General features: G+C 65.9%; 12 protein-coding genes. 2 read left to right on the forward strand and 10 right to left on the reverse strand.

Annotation, left to right across the window (positions count from 1 at the left end):
- Positions 1-8 precede the first annotated feature (8 nt).
- From AC3ERS_RS30355 to AC3ERS_RS30395, 9 genes are all read right to left on the reverse strand, one after another.
- A complete protein-coding gene (locus AC3ERS_RS30355) occupies positions 9-959 on the reverse strand; it encodes a hypothetical protein (RefSeq protein ID WP_431971551.1) in 951 nt (316 codons plus the stop codon).
- A 451-nt stretch (positions 960-1,410) separates the two neighbouring features.
- Positions 1,411-1,923: a nitroreductase/quinone reductase family protein gene (locus tag AC3ERS_RS30360; protein WP_431971552.1), complete on the reverse strand. Its 513-nt coding sequence runs from the start codon at positions 1,921-1,923 to the stop codon at positions 1,411-1,413.
- Between the two features lie 801 nt (positions 1,924-2,724).
- Complete coding sequence (locus AC3ERS_RS30365; protein ID WP_431971553.1) at positions 2,725-4,644, reverse strand: TniQ family protein; 1,920 nt, start codon at positions 4,642-4,644, stop codon at positions 2,725-2,727.
- Positions 4,645-4,651: 7 nt separating this feature from the next.
- Positions 4,652-5,761: an AAA family ATPase gene (locus AC3ERS_RS30370; protein ID WP_431971554.1), complete on the reverse strand. Its 1,110-nt coding sequence runs from the start codon at positions 5,759-5,761 to the stop codon at positions 4,652-4,654.
- A 128-nt stretch (positions 5,762-5,889) separates the two neighbouring features.
- Positions 5,890-8,133 carry a COG3415 family protein gene (locus tag AC3ERS_RS30375; RefSeq protein WP_431971555.1) on the reverse strand — a complete coding sequence of 748 codons (2,244 nt, stop codon included), beginning with the start codon at positions 8,131-8,133 and terminating at the stop codon, positions 5,890-5,892.
- Positions 8,130-9,206: a TnsA-like heteromeric transposase endonuclease subunit gene (locus tag AC3ERS_RS30380; RefSeq protein ID WP_431971556.1), complete on the reverse strand. Its 1,077-nt coding sequence runs from the start codon at positions 9,204-9,206 to the stop codon at positions 8,130-8,132. The genes AC3ERS_RS30375 and AC3ERS_RS30380 overlap by 4 nt, the downstream gene beginning before the upstream one ends.
- A 110-nt stretch (positions 9,207-9,316) precedes the next feature.
- Positions 9,317-9,991 (reverse strand): DUF6461 domain-containing protein, encoded by a 675-nt coding sequence (locus tag AC3ERS_RS30385; RefSeq protein ID WP_431971557.1) that lies wholly within the window; start codon positions 9,989-9,991, stop codon positions 9,317-9,319.
- 445 nt (positions 9,992-10,436) lie between these two features.
- Positions 10,437-12,428 carry an NAD-dependent DNA ligase LigA gene (ligA, locus tag AC3ERS_RS30390; RefSeq protein ID WP_431971558.1) on the reverse strand — a complete coding sequence of 664 codons (1,992 nt, stop codon included), beginning with the start codon at positions 12,426-12,428 and terminating at the stop codon, positions 10,437-10,439.
- A gap of 111 nt (positions 12,429-12,539) precedes the next feature.
- A complete protein-coding gene (locus AC3ERS_RS30395) occupies positions 12,540-13,508 on the reverse strand; it encodes an RNA polymerase subunit sigma-70 (protein WP_431971559.1) in 969 nt (322 codons plus the stop codon).
- A 220-nt stretch (positions 13,509-13,728) separates the two neighbouring features.
- Between AC3ERS_RS30395 and AC3ERS_RS30400 the strand changes: the two genes are divergently transcribed.
- Positions 13,729-14,493 (forward strand): SDR family oxidoreductase, encoded by a 765-nt coding sequence (locus AC3ERS_RS30400; protein ID WP_431971560.1) that lies wholly within the window; start codon positions 13,729-13,731, stop codon positions 14,491-14,493.
- Between the two features lie 31 nt (positions 14,494-14,524).
- Positions 14,525-15,283, forward strand: coding sequence for a DUF899 domain-containing protein (locus AC3ERS_RS30405; protein WP_431971561.1), 759 nt, complete (start codon positions 14,525-14,527; stop codon positions 15,281-15,283).
- A gap of 208 nt (positions 15,284-15,491) precedes the next feature.
- Here AC3ERS_RS30405 and AC3ERS_RS30410 read toward each other — a convergent pair whose 3' ends face one another.
- The gene (locus AC3ERS_RS30410) at positions 15,492-17,078 is read right to left on the reverse strand and encodes a carboxylesterase/lipase family protein (RefSeq protein ID WP_431971562.1); all 1,587 of its coding nucleotides are present in this window, start codon (positions 17,076-17,078) and stop codon (positions 15,492-15,494) included.
- Positions 17,079-17,115 lie beyond the last annotated feature (37 nt).

The following is a 17,115-nucleotide window of genomic DNA, read 5'->3' on the forward strand; positions in this document are numbered from 1 at the left end:
GCCGCGGACTACTCTTCTCGAATCTCGACCCCCCATACCGTGTCCAGCACGACGGCGGCGGCGACGAGTGCCCCAGCTGCGATCGTCTGTACCGAGATCCGCGAGCTGTCCACCGCCGCAACCACGCTCGCGGCCACCACCGCTTCGTTGAGCCCAAGCACCCCAGCTGTCGGCGCGCTCAGATGCGCAATTCCATACCAGTAGGCGGCGAACCCGGGGCCGAGCAGCGCGGCGCCGAGTGACACCTCGATGGCCATGTGTTGCCAACTCCCGGTTGCCGTCGTCACCAGCAGCGGGGTGGTGAGCAGCCCGGCCACGGCAAGCTGCAGCCCAGCCGAGACGATGGGATCACCACGGCGGGACTCCCTCGCGACCAGAATGATCAACGCGGTCACCGCGGCCGCGCTGCCCAACGCTAGAACACACCCGAGCAGCGCTGCGGTAGTGGAGGTTTCGATGCCAGGACGCATGGACACCACGGCGACAGCGGCGACGAGCAGCCCGGCCTCGATCACGATCGGTGTGCTCAGCTTCCGCGCTCCGCTCATCACCGCCCCAGCCAACAGCAGGATCGGAGACGCCAGGTGTAGCGCGACGACCACCCCGACAGGGCCGATCGCCAGTGCCGCGACGTACATCGAGATGTTCGCCGCCTCGAGAAATCCCAGCCTCAGATAGGTCCCGGGATTGGCCCGAAGCTCCCGCCAGGGACGTCGGCCACCGGCGACCGCCACGACCAACAGCGGGACCGCCGCACCCAACGCCACCAGCGGCGCGGCGCGCTGCGAACCCAGCAATGCCAACCCCGCCGAACAGCATCCCCACAGACTCGTCGCCGCCATCAGCCCTGCCAGGCCCGCACCGGACCATCGCTTCATCTCGCGCTGCTCAGCCGTCACCAGATCTACGGTATGAAATCGGTTGCCCAACAACAGGTACAGCAGGGAGCTCCTGGTCATACCGTTCCGTCTCGCCCGCGCTGTCCGTTGCCCGGGTTGTCGCCTGCCAGCCTGACCTTGTTGCCAGTCGTGGGACCACCGTCGGCAAGCGATCCGACGAGCGAACGTGTTCCAAGATCTATCCGCCAACCCCATCGCGGTGATATCAGCCAAGTGCTCGGTAATGCCGATGTGATATTTGCTGGCCAAATTCGCGTCCCGCAGCAGATGGCGAGAGGGCGGGCTCTCGGTCGAGGAGGCGCGGATAGGGCGATTCCGACCGCGGTGTCGGTTGGCACGCGGGGACGGACGATTGCCCAGCGCCTGACCGCGACGGTCTTCACCAGCCGGTTCCGCGTACCCGCCCGCCTTCGGTGTGACCGCAGGCCAGCTCCGGCGGCATCCTGGTGCTGCTGCGCTGCTAGTGCGCGCCAATGTCGACACGCCGCGGCTGCAAGGTTCCCGGGAGCGCTCAGCCCTCGCCGTTGAGGGTCAGCACGACCAGTGGAATCGGCCGGTCGACCTTGGACTGGAAATCTGCCAGCAGCGGGTTGTTGGCCAGCACCCAAGCCGCGAACTCGTCGTAGTCCTCGCCTTCGAGCACCTTGCCGATCGCCTGGTAGGTCTTGTCTCGGAGCTCGATGGTGACCTGCGGACTTGCCTTGATGTTGTACCACCAAGCCGGGTACTTGTCCTCGATGAACGAGCTCACATACATGGTGTCGCCCCGGTACAGAGGTCCGAGCGGAGTCGTGTGCCGCCTGCCGCTCTTGGCTCCGGTGGTGGTGAGCAGGATGAGGTCTCCGCCCGCGTAAGCGCCGCCCACCTTGCCCGAGTTCTCCCGGAACTCCTTGATCACATCATCGTTCCAGTTGGCGATGCCGCCTTCCTGGTCCCACGCCTGGTTCCACGGCGCGTTCGGGTCGTTGTAATCAGTGATTTCGATCTGATCCGGCTGTCCCGCAGTCGATTCGATTTCGCTCATGATTCGAGTATGTCGGGGACATAGGACAGTTCCGGTCCTAATTCAATGAGAAATCTCGACGCATTTCGCAAGCCGACGCCCTGCCATGCCGTAGTCCGGTCGTTCGAACAGGCCCAGTCGACCAGGAAACAGTGCGAGAACCGGTTCCGCTTCTGCGGCCCCCATGGTGGTCTGACAGTGGTCCCACGACTGGCAACGCGGTGGTTCCTCGACGGTGGCAAACGACACCCGGGTGCAGCGGCAGACCGTGTACGCCGCCCCGCGAGGATCTGCGCCCACACCGCCAGATCGCGTGCTCGTCAAGGTCGTGCGAAGCGGGGCCACGGCCAACTTCCGCGAATCGCGCACGCGCTACACGGCTGCACCCTGTCGCTTGGTTCAACCAGGAGAACTTCGGAAAGGGGTAGAGATAGAACTGCACCAACTGGTACCGCCAAGCATGCAGGAAACACACCTCCCAGCACGGGTGCGGCCATTTGTCCCTTGGGTGGGTGGATTTCGTCGCGGCTGCGGAGGATCGGCATGATTTCGCCGTCATCGAACGGTCGTCACGCAATGTCTCCTTCGCCGGCGCGGCCGAGTAGCTGAACGGTCGGCGATGCCCGGCCAGCCACCGCATGTACTGCGCCAAGGCCCGGCTGTGACAAAGAGCGTTAGTTGGCCAGGGTCCGTGCCGGTTTCGCAGGTAGCCATGGTGAGACGGGCGATAGTTGGCCACGATGTCGGGCGTTAGTTGGCCAGTGACGGGGATGGAGCAGGCCGTTACGGAGTTACGGTTCAACCGGCAATCGGCTTCGGGCGTTATCCGGCTGGAGAGTCGATCTTGTGGGCGAGTGTTGTTGCAAGACTGTCGAGTTCGGCCTTGAGCGTGCTGTAGTAGGGTCCGCAACGGTGGCTGTGCATGTGGTGCCAGGAGCTTGTGAGCTGCCGTTTCCATGCTTGCTGGATCTCCGGTGGCTGCGTGACTCGGATGGGTTGCGGCGCGAAGAGGTGTTCCCCATTGGTCAGCTGGACCCAGACGTAGATGGAGGCCAACTGCCGTTTGCGGTCTATGAGTTCAGGTTCTGGCCGTGAACGGTGATCGGGTGGAAGCCGGAGGATCAGATCGTTCCAGGTGCCCGTGTCGATGAACCAGGTTTCCAGCGCTCGGCGTCGGCTCTGATAGTTGACCAAGAGTGTGGCGGGTTCGTCGAGTTCGGCTGCGAGAGCGGTCAGCGCCGATTCGAAGCCGAGCGGATCGGGCTGTTGTTTCACGCTGACGTGAACGCGATGCGCCCCGGAGTAGATTCTGCCGTTGTGCAGCAGCTCTGTGTTGTGCCCCGTTCCGAGTCCGAGATATTCGGCGGCCTCGCCGAGGGAACCGCCAGCAACCATCTGCACCAGCTTGAGTGCGGCGGTGCGGCGCGTGAACATCGGATTGACGTCGGCAGGTGCTTCGAAATGCCGTTCGTACCAGCTCTTGGGCAAGAACGCCGGGATATGTTCGGGCCCCCAGTGTTGTGGGCGGACGCTGGCGGCGCGTCGGCCCCGTGACCCGCCCGCTTTGGCGAAGCCACGGAGCAGCGGTTCGCAGGCGGCTTGCATTCCTGTCGACAGCGGGGTCTGTGATCGTAAAAGTCTCTGTGCCCTGGCGGTCTTGCCCGCTCGGCTTGTGGTGGCCGGGAGTAGCGGGCGCAGGTATTCGCGGACCGTTTCCGCGTTGCCGCTGAGCAGGATTCGATCGGCGATATAGGTCAGAGCGGCTCTGGCGGCGGCGTCGGCAGGCGGCGGCCCGAAGATGGTGCGGGGCCTGACCGAGGGGGTCTTGGCTGACCGGTCGGCAGCTCTGCGCAGCAGAGTCGTGACATGTTCGTCGATTGACGTTGCGGTTTCCTCTGACGGGCTCATGTGTCGCAACGCAGGCCAAGTCTGGGTGGCCAGCATCGTCACTGCTTGCAGATCAGCGAAGTAGCTGATCGGCTCGGTCAAGTGCCCGACGCTGAGCGTGCTGGCAGGACCTTCGAATTCGAGCAGTCCAAGAATCTTGTCCTGGAGGGCGACCAGTTCGGGACCGGCCGAGCGGCGAAGTCGAGGACGGTCGAGTCTTGTGCCGCAGCAGGTGTCGTGGGCTCGGCCGTTGCGGAGGTTGAGCACCTGTCTGCATTGCGCGGGGTGGAGCATGACACCCATCGCGGGCAGCAGACCGTGACGGCCGGGCCGACGGTCGTGGACGAGTTGATCGCATTCGGGGCATCGATGTTCGAGCAGGCGCTGGTGCTTGGTGCAGGCGAAAACGACCGGCAGACGCCAGGCTCTGCGCCAGGCTCCTCCGAAAGCTTGCTGAATAGGAGTTCCGTCGCCAGCGAGGCATTCCGGGCAGTATCGCGTCGCCGGGGTCAGGAACCAGGGAGTGTTCAAAGCCTGCACGCCACTCGCGGCAATGTCTGTTGTCGTAGAGGGGAGCGGATATCGCCCGCGCAAACCGTTCAAACCGAGCTGGGTGACCGCCTCGATCGGGAGCCTGGTCGTATGCGCGAAGGTCTGCCGGGATGGCTCGGGGATTTCGGTCAGCAGGCCGACCGTCGAAAAGACTCCGCTGCGCCGCTCCGTTGCCAGTCCCGTCACCTCCATCAGACGGGCCGGCGACTGATTGATCCGGTAGGACAGCCGGAGAACGAATCCCGGCAGCGACTCATCCGGTAGCGGTAACAGGCTTCTTCCCAACGGTTCGGCGGTGGGCATGTATCGCTCAGCCTGCGCTTCCAGTTGCGGGGACGCCCTTGTCGTCGAACACAGTGTTGCGCGGCTTGGACTTTTTTCGCGTCGGTGCCACGGGCGCGGTTGGGATGTCGGGGATTTCGCCTGCATCGGGGTCGAGATCGGGCAGATCGTCGGGACTCAGCGCTAGGAGGTCGAGGAGGTCGGTGGTGATGTGTTCTTGGCCGGTCTCGATGGCATATCGGCATCCGGCTTGGACGAGTTTCTTGACCAGGCCGATGATTCCGCCGGTGCGACGGAACAGGTATTCGGGCATAGCGCCGTCGCTGAGCATGCCGTCATAGCCGTGCAGCAGCCGCAGCTGCTGCTCGATGCCGACCAGATGGGCAGCCCAGGCGGCGATGCCCGAGGGAGTGTCGTAGGAGAACCGATCGAGGTCGAGCAGGTCGAACCGCAGGTCGGTCTGTCCGGGTGCGTCGTCGTTGCGGCTCTTGCCGCGGTCACGGACCGGCGGGAACAGCCATTGCCCGGTGCGGGGATCTTTGCGGCCGTCGCGCAGCAACCCGGACCGGGGGATGCCGACACCGACCAGGATGAGGGTGACCGGCAGGCTCATCAGCTCGCGGATCAGATCCAGCACGTCCTGGTCGGCTTCGCGATGCAGCTTCAGCCGCGTGATGTCATCGAGGACAAGGGCTTTGGTGCCGTGGTCGTAGATGGCGTTCTTGACCGTGCGGATGAGATCTTCTTGTCGCATGCCCTTGTAGGGCTCGCCGAAGAAGTCCAGAATTCGCTGGCAGGTGGAGATCGGGGTGGCCTTGACCGGTGTCCGGACGTAAGCAACAGGCGCGTGCTGATCCAGTGTCCCGGCCATTGCGGTGGGGTTCTGGGCGTAGAGGGCGAGCCATTCGTCTTCGAACGAGGCGATGATCTCGCAGATCGTTTCGGTTTTGCCCTGGCAGCCACCACCGTTCAACATCACCCCTGGCCGGGTGTCGGGGCTGTGGTTGAAGGCGTTGTCCTCGATCAGCGCCCGGATCTTCCAGGACACGAACGCGCTCATCGGGGTTTCCTGAATAAGCAGGTTGGAGTGCGTCGCGATGCGGTGCAGATCGTGTAAACGCCGTTGCCGCGGGGTCATCCGCTGGTGATCCTCGGCGGTGATGATCGGGGCGGGAACGAAGTCTCGACGAGTCAGCCGCCATCGGTTCCAGCCAGCCCAGACGGTGCGATCAGGGACCGGACCAGGCAGAAACAGTGCCGGACCGGTCAATTCACATCCTCCAATCCGGTTTCCACGGCGTGGTCTTGTTCGTTCTCGTCGGGTAGGACCAGCAAGCTGGTGCGGCGTAGACGTTCTCCCAATCTGCCTGGTGGCCTCGGCCGCGTCGGCACTGCTTGCTCACGGCGATGCCGTCGTTCGGTGGTGACCGAGTCCTCGGTGCTGCGGGCCTGTTCGGGCCATCGCAACGCCACCACCTTCCCCTGGTTGTCGTCGGCGGGGGCTGGGTCTCGGTCGTTGCGTGCGGCGTCGCCCTGGGCTGCTTGGCGGGCGGTACTGGTGCGCTGGGTTTTGCTCATCCGGGTCGACCAGGCATCGACGGGGATATCGGCGCCGAGCAACTCCAGCAGCACCGGCAGCAGTTCGGCGTCGCTGTGCGGGGACAAACCCCGGCGACGGACTTGACGTAGCAGCTCATCGGCAGTGATCGAGGAAAACGCTGGGACTTCTCCTTCTGGAGGTAATCCGTTCCAGCGCAATGTGTGCCATTCGCTGGTGTTCTCGTCCTGGAAGAACACCATGCGACGATCCCGACGGTCCGACCGGATCAGCCACTTGCCTTTGTGTTTTCCGCCCCGTGTCGAGGGCTGGCTGCCGTCAGGTAGTGCCGGACCCCAGTACCACAGACCGGAGATTTTCACCCCGCGCCGACCGTGGATATCGACGTAGTGAGGTTTGAGCAGCCGGTAATACAACTGTGGATCCGGAATCTGAAGGGAGACACCGCCTTGCGCCATCGCAGCCGCGAACAACGTATTCGGCGAATGCTGTTCACCCGGCGCCCAGGCCGGCGCATACTCCCCCAAGGCCCGGTTCTGCCAGACCTGGACAATCCAGGTGGCAATGAGATGCTCCATCTGCGAAATGGTCAGTATCGCATCGGATTCAGGATCGACACCACGGTCTGCGACGTCGACGCCTGTGTAGCCGGGCAGCACTTCGAACAGCAGGCTGCGTATTCCGCCGAAGGTCCTTTCGACCGCCTGCTTGTCGGTCGGACGCATTATCCGAGCAGGGAGAATGTTGCAGCCCAGGTCGCGTTCAGCCTGAACGAGCCGGTGGTTCTTGTAGACGGATCCGTGGTCGGTGGTCACCGTTTCCGGGGTGAAGAACGGCAACCCGGCGACCCGGTGGCCGGCGAATTCGGCGACCACTGCGGCGGGAACGCCCGGGTAGGGCCATTCCATGTCCTCGCCCCATCCGTCGCGCATCGGCAGCGGCATCATCACATCGCGCAGCACCATCGCGATGTCGACCGATGTGTCCGACACCAGCGTCAACCGGAACGCCACCAGAGAATGCGTATAGACATCCAAGGCCAGACTCAGATGAACCGACACCGACTCACCGAACACCGTTTCGCGGACCTTCACCGGCAACACCGTGGTGTCCAGCGCGACCACCTGCCCCGGCCGATGGACAACGACGTAGGTGATGCCGGTGTCGACCGCGGCCGCCGAGCGGACATAACGCTGACGCGCGCCGCCGGGCCCGAACCATTCCGACCAGACCGCCCGCAGCGTGTCGTAGCTGGGAATCCTGACTTCCGCTCCGTGCTTTTCGAGTACGTACTGGTGAATGAGTCTGTCCTTGGCGCGCATGCTCATTCGTGATCGGTGCAGACTCTCGGCCCGGACCGCGAAGATCGCTTCGCGCACTGGTTCGTTGATGCTCGGATGCCCGCCACCGGCCCGCAGCCAACGCCCGTCGACGCACCCGGCGAAACCTTCGGTGCGCCAGGCGGCAGCCAGCCGCCGCAGGGTGCGTTCGCTGAGATTGGCCAACCCCAGCACCGCCAACTCCTCTGCACCCAACGCTGCCAGTTCGGCGACCTTGGTTCGTCTGCGCTGCGTGAGCGTGGTCTGCTCCGGGTCGTAGGCCGGACGCGGTTCACCCGGAGCGCGACGGCGTGAATCCCCGGAGCGAAAGCCAGTTTCGGCTTCCAACGCGTGCGCCAACCGGATGTGCAAGCGGTCTTGCTGCTCTGAAGTCAGGTCGGTTCGCACCGCGAGTTGTCCAGATCGTGGATCCTTCACCACCACACTGGAAACCACACGGCAGTCCGGGTGAAACATCAGCCACCGGAACGTGCGCGACTCGACAGCCCCGCTCGCAGGCCGCACCAGAAACCGGCCGTGTTCGGCCTGAATCTCCTGAACAGTCCAGTCCAAGCCGTCGAAACGCAGCACCACCCCAACCGTCAGTTCCAACAATCCACGCCGGTCGCTCACCGTGCCGACTCCCACCCGGCGAACACCAAGGTCTCGTCGGACAGTGGGCTACCCAGCTCGATGCCGAGGCGGCGGTGCCACAACAAGTGCAGAGCGTGCGCACGCGCCACCGCCGGGAGCGAGGCCGCATTCACCAGATCCGCGAACCGCCGAGGACCCGTGACCACCGCACTGAGCAGCTGACCTTCCAGGCCGAGGCGGTCGGTCAGCTCACGGCGCTGCGCCGAGAAGGCATCCATCACGCTCACCACATGCGGGGCCCACCCGGCGACCACGCTGTAGGACCAGTCATTGACCAGCGCTGCTTCTTTCGCGGCCACGAACTTCGTCATGTCATCGTCGCCGATCAACCCGGCCGGGCGGACATCGAACAACCACCCAGAACCGTCCTGTGACACCGCCAGATAGTCCGGGACATGTTCGCCGCGGCGGCCCGCCGCGGTCTCGAACGACAGCCGAAATGGTTGCGGCAGAACCTCGATCACCTCACCGGCGAAATCCAACGCGAGCAGCAGCCGCTGTTCCTCGAGTGACTCGAAACCATGGTGACGTCCCGTGGACACCAGGAACTGCAACCCCGGCCGGTGCTTCTGCCGCGCACCCCAACCGAACCGCCGCACCGGCTGCAACCCCTCGATGGGCATCGCAGCCAGATCTCGTACCGCACAGGAAATCTCATCTCCCCGAAACTGCCACGACGCGATCCACCGAGACGTCCACCCCGACCCGCAACTCAGCCGATGCCGCACCGAATCGGGCAAATCGGCGACTACGATCAGATCGCCCACGCGGCACTGGTCTGAACGCACGGCCACACCGTAACCTGGTGTTCGCCAATACGTTTCAAAATCACAAAGATCACATTGGAACGACCGACACCTGCCGTTTGCCCCCGTGTGGGACCACCACGTTGCCTCTCGTGGGACCACCGAGCAGGCGATCCACTGGGGGAACACGTTCCAGAACGGTTGTGCGGAACGATCATGGCGATGGTGGCTGAGCGTCCGATAATGCCGAATACAGGATAGTTTGAACCCGCCAGTATCGAGAATCGAACGATTTCGCGGCGACACCAGGTGGATGTCGAGCGGACCGAGATGCGCTCTACGACTTCACCGGCCGTACCAGCAAGCGCACCGGGCCCAGCGGTGGTGTGGTCGGGAGGTGACTATCCCGACCTGTACTACCGGCGGTGGGCGATAGGCCCGATGAGCAGGGGCTGGTCCAGCATGTCTGCGGTGAACGACACTCCGGTGACCTTCGCCGCCAGGGCGAAGGCCCTCGGCACGCCGGTGCTGAGGCTGATGTCCCAGGCGTCCGAATTGCTCTCGGGTTCATCCTCATCGGCGTCATAAATGTAGTCATCGTCGGTCATGTCCAGCTCCATGCCCAGCTCGCGCATGTAGTCGTTGAGCCGGTCGGGCTCGCTACCCCAACGGATATGCGGGTACCACAGTCGGTGGCCGGTCACGATCGTCCCGCCGATCGCGTACTCGAGGCTGTGCACGGCGTAGTCATGTCGGGTGATCGCCAGGACCTCACAGTCTCGCGATAGCTCCGCCAGCGTCTTGTGGTCAGTCACCCACCACCCGCACGGTTCGATGGCCACGCTCCAGGCACCGGCCCGAAACACGCCCACGTAACCGCCGCCTTCCCCGCCGCCGGTCTTGCCGCTGTCGTTGAGCTCTTCGAAGTCCGACTCCTGGCCGGCGGCGCCACCGTTGCTGAAGCGGCGCACCACCTCCGACGGGTCCAGGTTTCGGAAGAAGCCGACGCTGAAGATCACGCCCAGCGGGCCCGCTTGGCTCTCGGATGCGTTGAGCCACTGAAATGGGGCCAGGGGATCGGTTGTCGCCATATGGGTCATGGTGGCAGACCCCACCGACAACCATTCGATCGTCTGGATGCTTGATCACTGTCCTCAGCGCGGACTTCCCGTGGCTCCGTTGACGTCCGAGCGGCTCGCCGGCCTGATCCGCGAGGGTCAGCAGAACACCGGACTTGCTGCCACTGGCGACCATTCTTGCCGCGCAGGCGAGGTGGCCCTCGGCACCGAGCACATCGGATCGCCATCCGGGACCGCCCGAAAGCACTGAAATGCCGCATACTGGTCGTTCGGGAACGCTGCATTCGCCAATCGGCAGTGCGATAATCCGTTCCACTTCTGGACGGCTGTTGGTGGTCCAACGACTGGCAACGTGGTGGTCCAACGACGGTGGCAAACGACACACCGATAAGTGGCCAACTATCGTTCTGAGTGGCCAACTATCGCTCTTTGTCACACCGGCCGGGCCCGCCGAGGTCTAGATGACCTTGGCGGCGATCAGCAGGTTCCAGATCTCGCCCTGGTCGACGACCTCGACGCCGAGTTTCTCCGCCTTGGTCAGCTTGCTCTCACCGACTCCCGCACCGGTGATCAGCAGATCGGTGCTCGCCGATACCGAGGAGGCCGACGTCGCGCCCGCCTTCTCGCACAGGCGTTGGAACGTCGGGCGGGCGACCTTCTCGCCGGAGCGTGGGTCGCTGATCGCGCCGGTGATCACCACCGTCTTGCCTTCCAGCGGCGCGCCTGCCGCAACGACCGGGGGAAGATCCTCCTCGCGCACGTCCAGACAGACGCCCGCCTCTCGCAGCCGCTCGAGTTCCGGACGCAGGCGATCCAGGTGCGCGACCAGTGAGGCGGCGACCTTCGGTCCGATATCCTCCACCGCCACGAGCCGTTCCTCGCCCGCGTCGGCGACCTCCTCCAGGGAGCCGAATCCCGCCCGGGCCAGGCGAGCGGCAGTGCCGTCGGAGGCCATCGGGATCGCCAGGCCGATCAGGGCGCGGCGCAGGCCGACCTGGCGGCTGGCATCGATCGAGTCGATCATGCGCGCGGCCGAGACCTCGCCGACGCGGTCGAACTCGAGCAGGCGCTCCTTTGTCAGCGTGTAGAAGTCCGACGGGCGCTCCAGGATGCCCGCCTCGGCCAGGCGTTCGATCCACACCTGCCCGATGGCGTCGATGTCGGCCGCGGCCCGCGACGCCCAGTGGATGAGCCTGCGCACCGTCTGCGCGGGGCAGGAGACGTTGGTGCAGAACAGTTCTCGGCTGTTGCCCTGCTCGATGACCGGCTGCTCGCACGAGGGACAGGTGGTGGGCGGGACGATCTCGCGCTCCTCGCCCGTGCGTTTGGAGGCGTCGAGAACGCCCGCCACGAACGGGATCACGTCGCCCGCGCGGCGCACCAGTACCGTGTCACCGACCTTGATGTCGCGGGCGCGGATCACCTCTTGGTTGGCCAGCGTGGCTTTCGTGACCGTCGTGCCGCCCACGAACACCGGCTCCAGCCAGGCGACCGGGACGATCTTGCCCGTCTTGCCGACGTCCCAGACCACGTCGGCCAGCAACGTGGTCTTCTCCTCGGCGGCGAACTTGAACGCCAGCGCGCCGCGTGGGGAGTTCGACCGAGTACCGGCTGCCGCGTAGGCGTCGCGGTCGGCCAGCCGCAGCACCGCGCCGTCGAGGTCGTAGTCCAGCTCGTTGCGACCTTGCTCGATCGCGGCGATCGCCGCCTGCGCCTGCTCGGCGTCGGCGCAGAGCCGCATCTGCGCACCCGCGACCCCCAGCGCCCGCAGCCCCTCCGCCAAGTCGACCGCGGCGCCGCCGGCAGTGGTATCCAAGTCGAATCCGAAGAATCGCAGGCGCCGCTCGGAGACCGTGGCCGCGTCCTTCGCCCGCAACGTGCCCGCAGCGGCGTTACGCGGGTTGATCAGCGGCTTGTCCGGATGGGCGGTGTTGTAGGCGAGGAAGGTCGAACGCAGCATCACCGCCTCGCCACGCACCTCCACCCGCCCCGGGACATCGATCCGCTCGGGGACGCCATCGACCAACGCCCGGACCAGCACGGTCACGTCGTCACCGGTGGTGCCATCACCGCGGGTCACGGCACGCACCAGCCGCCCGTCCTCGAAGACCACGGCCAGGGACAAGCCGTCGAGCTTGGGCATCACCACAACCGGCTGGCCGGGGAAGCGGTCGAAGAACGCCGCGACCTGCTCGGGCTTGGTCGCCTTCTCGAGGGACAACATCGGACGCGAGTGCCGGATCGGGGCGTGCAGCACTGCGGGCGCGCCGACCTGCTCCAGCGGATTCGGGTCGGGCGTGAGGCCGGGGTGCGCCTCGATCAGGCCACGGAGCTCGTCCTCGATCGCGTCGTACTCGGCGTCCGCGACCAACGGCGAGCCCTGGTAGTAGGCGTCGCGCAGCGCCACAATGCGGTCCGCGAGCTCTTGAATACGTTCCCCAGTTTCCACAGCACCCGACGCTACCGATACCCACCGACACCCTCGTCGAGGCCCGCACGACCAGGGTCCGAGTAGGTAGCCCGTGATCACGCCACTCGCCACGCGTCGGCGCGCCGCCCGTCATTCGCCTCGGCGCTCCTTCGGACGGGTCAGTGGCATGCCGAAGGCGGCGAACAGGCTTGGTTGGAGAAAGACGGTGATGGCGGCGACGCCGCTGGGGCCGGTGGTGATGACGTGTATCGAATGGGCCTCCAGGACGTCCCCTGCGTCCCGGCGGTATTCGGCGACGGCGGGTTGTCCGTTCGCGGCCGTCGGAATCAGCATGAGATCGCCAGGTTCGGCGAAAGCACGCTGGGCAAGGAACCCGGTCACGGCGTCGCGCCCGGTGAACCACAGCGGCACCGGCGGCATTTCGAGCCTGACGTCGGCCGCCAGTAGCTCGGTGAGTGCTGCCAGGTCGGCGTTCTCGAATGCCGCGCAATACCGGTCGAGCAGGTCGCGGCGCTCGGCGTCGTCCGGTTCGGTCACGCTTTCGCCGGTGGGGGCGACCTCGGCGAGATGGGCGCGTGCCCGCTGCAGAGCGCTGTTGACCGCGACAGGGGTGGTTTCGAGCAGGTCTGCGACTTCGGCGGCGCTGAACTGCACGACGTCGCGCAGGATCAGCACGGCCCGCTGACGCGCAGGCAGCTCCTGCATGGCCGTCACCACTGCCAGCCGGACGCTTTCCCTCGCGACAAGTGCCGTTTCCGGGGTCAACGCATCGGGCAACGGCTCCATCCAGTGGTAAGCACCGGCGTCACGGTCGAGACCCGCATCGGGGTCGACCGAGCCGGCGCCCAATCCATTCGGCAGCACCCGGCGGGCGCGGTTCTCCAGCGCGCGCAGGCACGCGGTCGTCGCGATGCGGTACAACCAGGTCCGCAGCGCCGCGCGTTCCTCGAACGCCGCATAGCCGCGCCAGCCGCGCAGGTACGTCTCCTGGACAAGATCCTCGGCGTCATGCACCGAACCGAGCATGCGATAACAGTGCGCGATCAGTTCGGCACGGAACGGCGCCGCCTGCTCGATGAAATCTTCCTGGACCGGCACGGTCGTACTCCTGGGTCTCGATATGGCAGGGATGGGCACCCCCTACCAGTACAGATACGTCCGGCGGCCGAAATTCATCGGTCGGCTCGCCCTCGATCGCCGAAGAAGTGCGTAGGCAACACGACCGATTGCTCGGCGTCGCACCGATGAATCGCGACGCCACGGCGTATCTGAATCAGTGGGGACCTCGAGCACATCACCAACGAAAGCGAATACGACCGTGAACGAAACACTCGAGCCCGGCGGCCTCGAAGGCACGACGGCGATCGTGACCGGAGCCAGCCGTGGATTCGGCCGCGGTATCGCCAGGGCGCTGTCGGCGGCCGGTGCACATATCGTCGGTGTCGCCAGGACCAGCGCGCATCTCGACGCCGTGCGCGACGAACTCGGCGCTACCTTCACCGCGGTGGCCGCGGACGCCGCAGATCCCGCGACTGCCAGCCGGCTCCTCGACGAGCATCGACCGCGCACGGTGGTCTTGTGTGCGGGGGCGGCTCCGTGGATGAGCCCCTTGCAGGACCAGACATGGGAGACCTTCAGTCAGAACTGGAATGTCGACGTAGCCCAGGCGTTCCACTGGACTCGCGAAGCGCTGCGGCGCCCGCTGGCGCCGGGTAGCTCGGTAATCGCGATCTCCAGCGGCGCGGCGATCAACGGGTCGCCGTTGAGCGGCGGCTACGCGGGCGCAAAGACCACCGTCAAGTTCCTCACGACCTATGCGGCCGTCGAGTCGGAACGGGCCGGGCTGGGTATCCGGTTCGTGTCCGTCCTCCCTCAGCTGACACCGGCTACCGATCTGGGGGCTGCGGCGGTGGCGGCCTATGCCGAGCGGCAAGGTGTCGATGTCGACACGTTCGTACGGTCCTCGGGACCTGCCCTCACCCCGGAACAGGTGGGCAAGTCGATACTCGAAATCGCGACTGCCGAACACCCGGTGCACCACGCGAACACGCTCACCTCCGCGGGCATCTCACCACTGGCCTGAACGACCGAAAACCGAAAGGAAGGTCATCGCAATGAACACACCGCTGATCGTCGCGCAACAGGAGTGGGAGGCAGCGTGGCAGCAGCTGCTCGTGAAGGAGAAGGAGCTGACCCGCGCACGCGACGCGCTGGCCGCCTTGCGACGGCGGATGCCGTGGCAGGCCGTGGACAAGGACTACGTGTTCGAGGGACCTGAGGGCAAGGCCGGCCTGCTCGAGCTGTTCCGGGGTCGGCGTCAGCTGATCGTCTACCGCGCCTTCTTCGAGCCGGGCGTGGACGGCTGGCCCGACCACGCCTGCCGCGGCTGCTCCATGATGGCCGATCATGTCCCCAACCTTGCCCACCTGAACGCCCGCGACACCACACTCCTGTACGCCTCCCGCGCGCCGCAGGCGGACATCGAGCGGTTGAAGGCGCGGATGGGGTGGGATATGCCGTGGTACACGATCACCGACGACTTCGACGCCGACTTCGGCGTGGACGAATGGCACGGCACCAACGCATTCATCCGCGACGGCGACCGTGTATTCCGCACCTACTTCATCCACAACCGCGGCGACGAGGCACTGGGTACCACGTGGAGCTACCTCGACATGACCGCGCTGGGCCGCCAGGAGCAGTGGGAGGACTCACCGGAGGGCTACCCGCAGACCCCGCCCTACGAATGGTGGGACTGGCACGACGAATACGGCGAGCACCCGCCGTCGCGGTGGTTCGGCGACCCCGACCCGGACAACCCCAATGATCAACGGCCGCCGCGAGCCGACTCGGAGGGCCGCGCCGCCACATGATCGACAACGCCGTTTCCGGAGCGCCGTCACGACCACGTACCGCCCTTGGCGGGTCGTGACGGCGACGTCGGTGGCCGCGCGGGTCAGCGGCGGATAGCAGGCACCGACCGGCGCCCATTACCGTGCATCCGATTTCTTGGCATACATACCACTTCAGGAGTGGACGGCCCAGCTCAACGCGGATTTCCATCTCACGGCATTGCTGGAGTTATCCCGGGTGAGCGCCGGGGAGGTTCGGCTGTACCCGCTGGTCGACCATATCGGCCGTTCCTGTTCGGGTGTGGTGGGTGTGGGTCCAGGCGTCGCGTTCGGCGGCGAACGGGTCGTCGACGACGGCCCATTCGTCGTTGATGAGCTGCGTGGTGCGCCGGTCGGGCCGGTATTCGGGCCAGCCGGGTGTACCGATGGTGACGAAGTCGACCCATGCGCGATGTACTCGGGCGGCCAGCGGTGCAGGCGCGGGCGTGCCGAGTAGCCCGTCCGCGCCCTGGAAGGTGGGTAGCAGGTTGTCGAAGACGAAGGGCAGCTCGACGATGTGGGTGGCGCCGAGTTGCCCGGCAAGCGCGGGCGAGCTCCAGCCGAACGCATAGGCGTAGGTGCGTTTGCCCGCCGCCGAGTGACTGTCGGCCATGGCTCGGCTACCGGTCCCGAACACCGCGTCCCCCAGGATGATCGAGCGCAGCCTGCCTGGTGTGGCGGTGGGATGCAGCCTCCTGTAGACCGACAGCAGCCGGTCCGGGTCGGGGTCGGCGTACTCGGCGGCTTCGGTCAGCTGTTGCAGGGTTGCCGCCGCCGCCACGCCGTTGGGCAACAGATACAGATTTCCTTCGTCGGTGTTGTGGCCGATCAGCAGGTCGACAGGTTGGCCCGCTGCGCGGGCCACGGTGGTGACGGGCTGGTCGTCGAGGACCACACCCAGCGGTGTAATCCGTTGCAGCGGGTCACGGACGGTCGCGGTGCCGAGGTCGAGACCGGTGAGCTCCGGCACGGCATCGATGAGCTGCTGATCGGTCAAGTCGGCGAATCCATCGAGTGTCGCTGCTACCCCGAGCGTCGCTGCGGCGGCATCACGCACGATCGCGGCCTGTTCGCGGCTGAATGCTGCGCTGCCGCTGCCGCTTTGCATCACGGCACGTCCGAACAGGCCGGCAGCCTCGGGTGCGGCGATTGCGGCGGCGGTGAGGATCGCCCCGGCGGACTGACCGGCCAGGGTCACCCGCGCGGGATCGCCGCCGAAGGCGGTGACGTTGCGGTTGACCCACGCCAACGCGGCAACGACATCGGCGAGGCCCCGATTCGGGAAAGCGCCGGGGATGTCGAGGAACCCGGCAATGCCCAGGCGGTAGTTCACCGTGACGACCACGACGCCGTGCTGCGCGAATCGGGAGCCGTCGAGCATCGGCGAGTGCGATGACCCTGCGACGAACGCGCCGCCGTGCAGGAACACCAGCACCGGGGCGCCGCCGGACACATCGCGGGGTGACCAGATATTGACAGTCAGGTAGTCGGGTCCGACCCGCCACCCGGGGTCGAAATACGCCGAGATATCCAGTGATCCGAAACGGCCGCGCGGTAGCTGCGGGGCGGTCGGCCCCGGCGCGGTGGCCGCACGCACACCCAGCCACGGCCGAACGGGAGCCGGCGCCTGAAAACGGCCGATCCCGACCGGCGCAGCGGCGTAAGGGATGGAGTAGAACACGGTGTGGGTCGGGTACGCAGTGCCGCGGAGCCTGCCGCTTTCCACCTCGCGCACGATATCGGCGGGTTGCGAATCGGCGGATTGTGAAGCCTTCATGGAGCGCCTTGATCTGGGTAGCGTGTGAGGAGTGCAG

It is taken from the genome of Nocardia sp. bgisy134 (assembly GCF_057708325.1).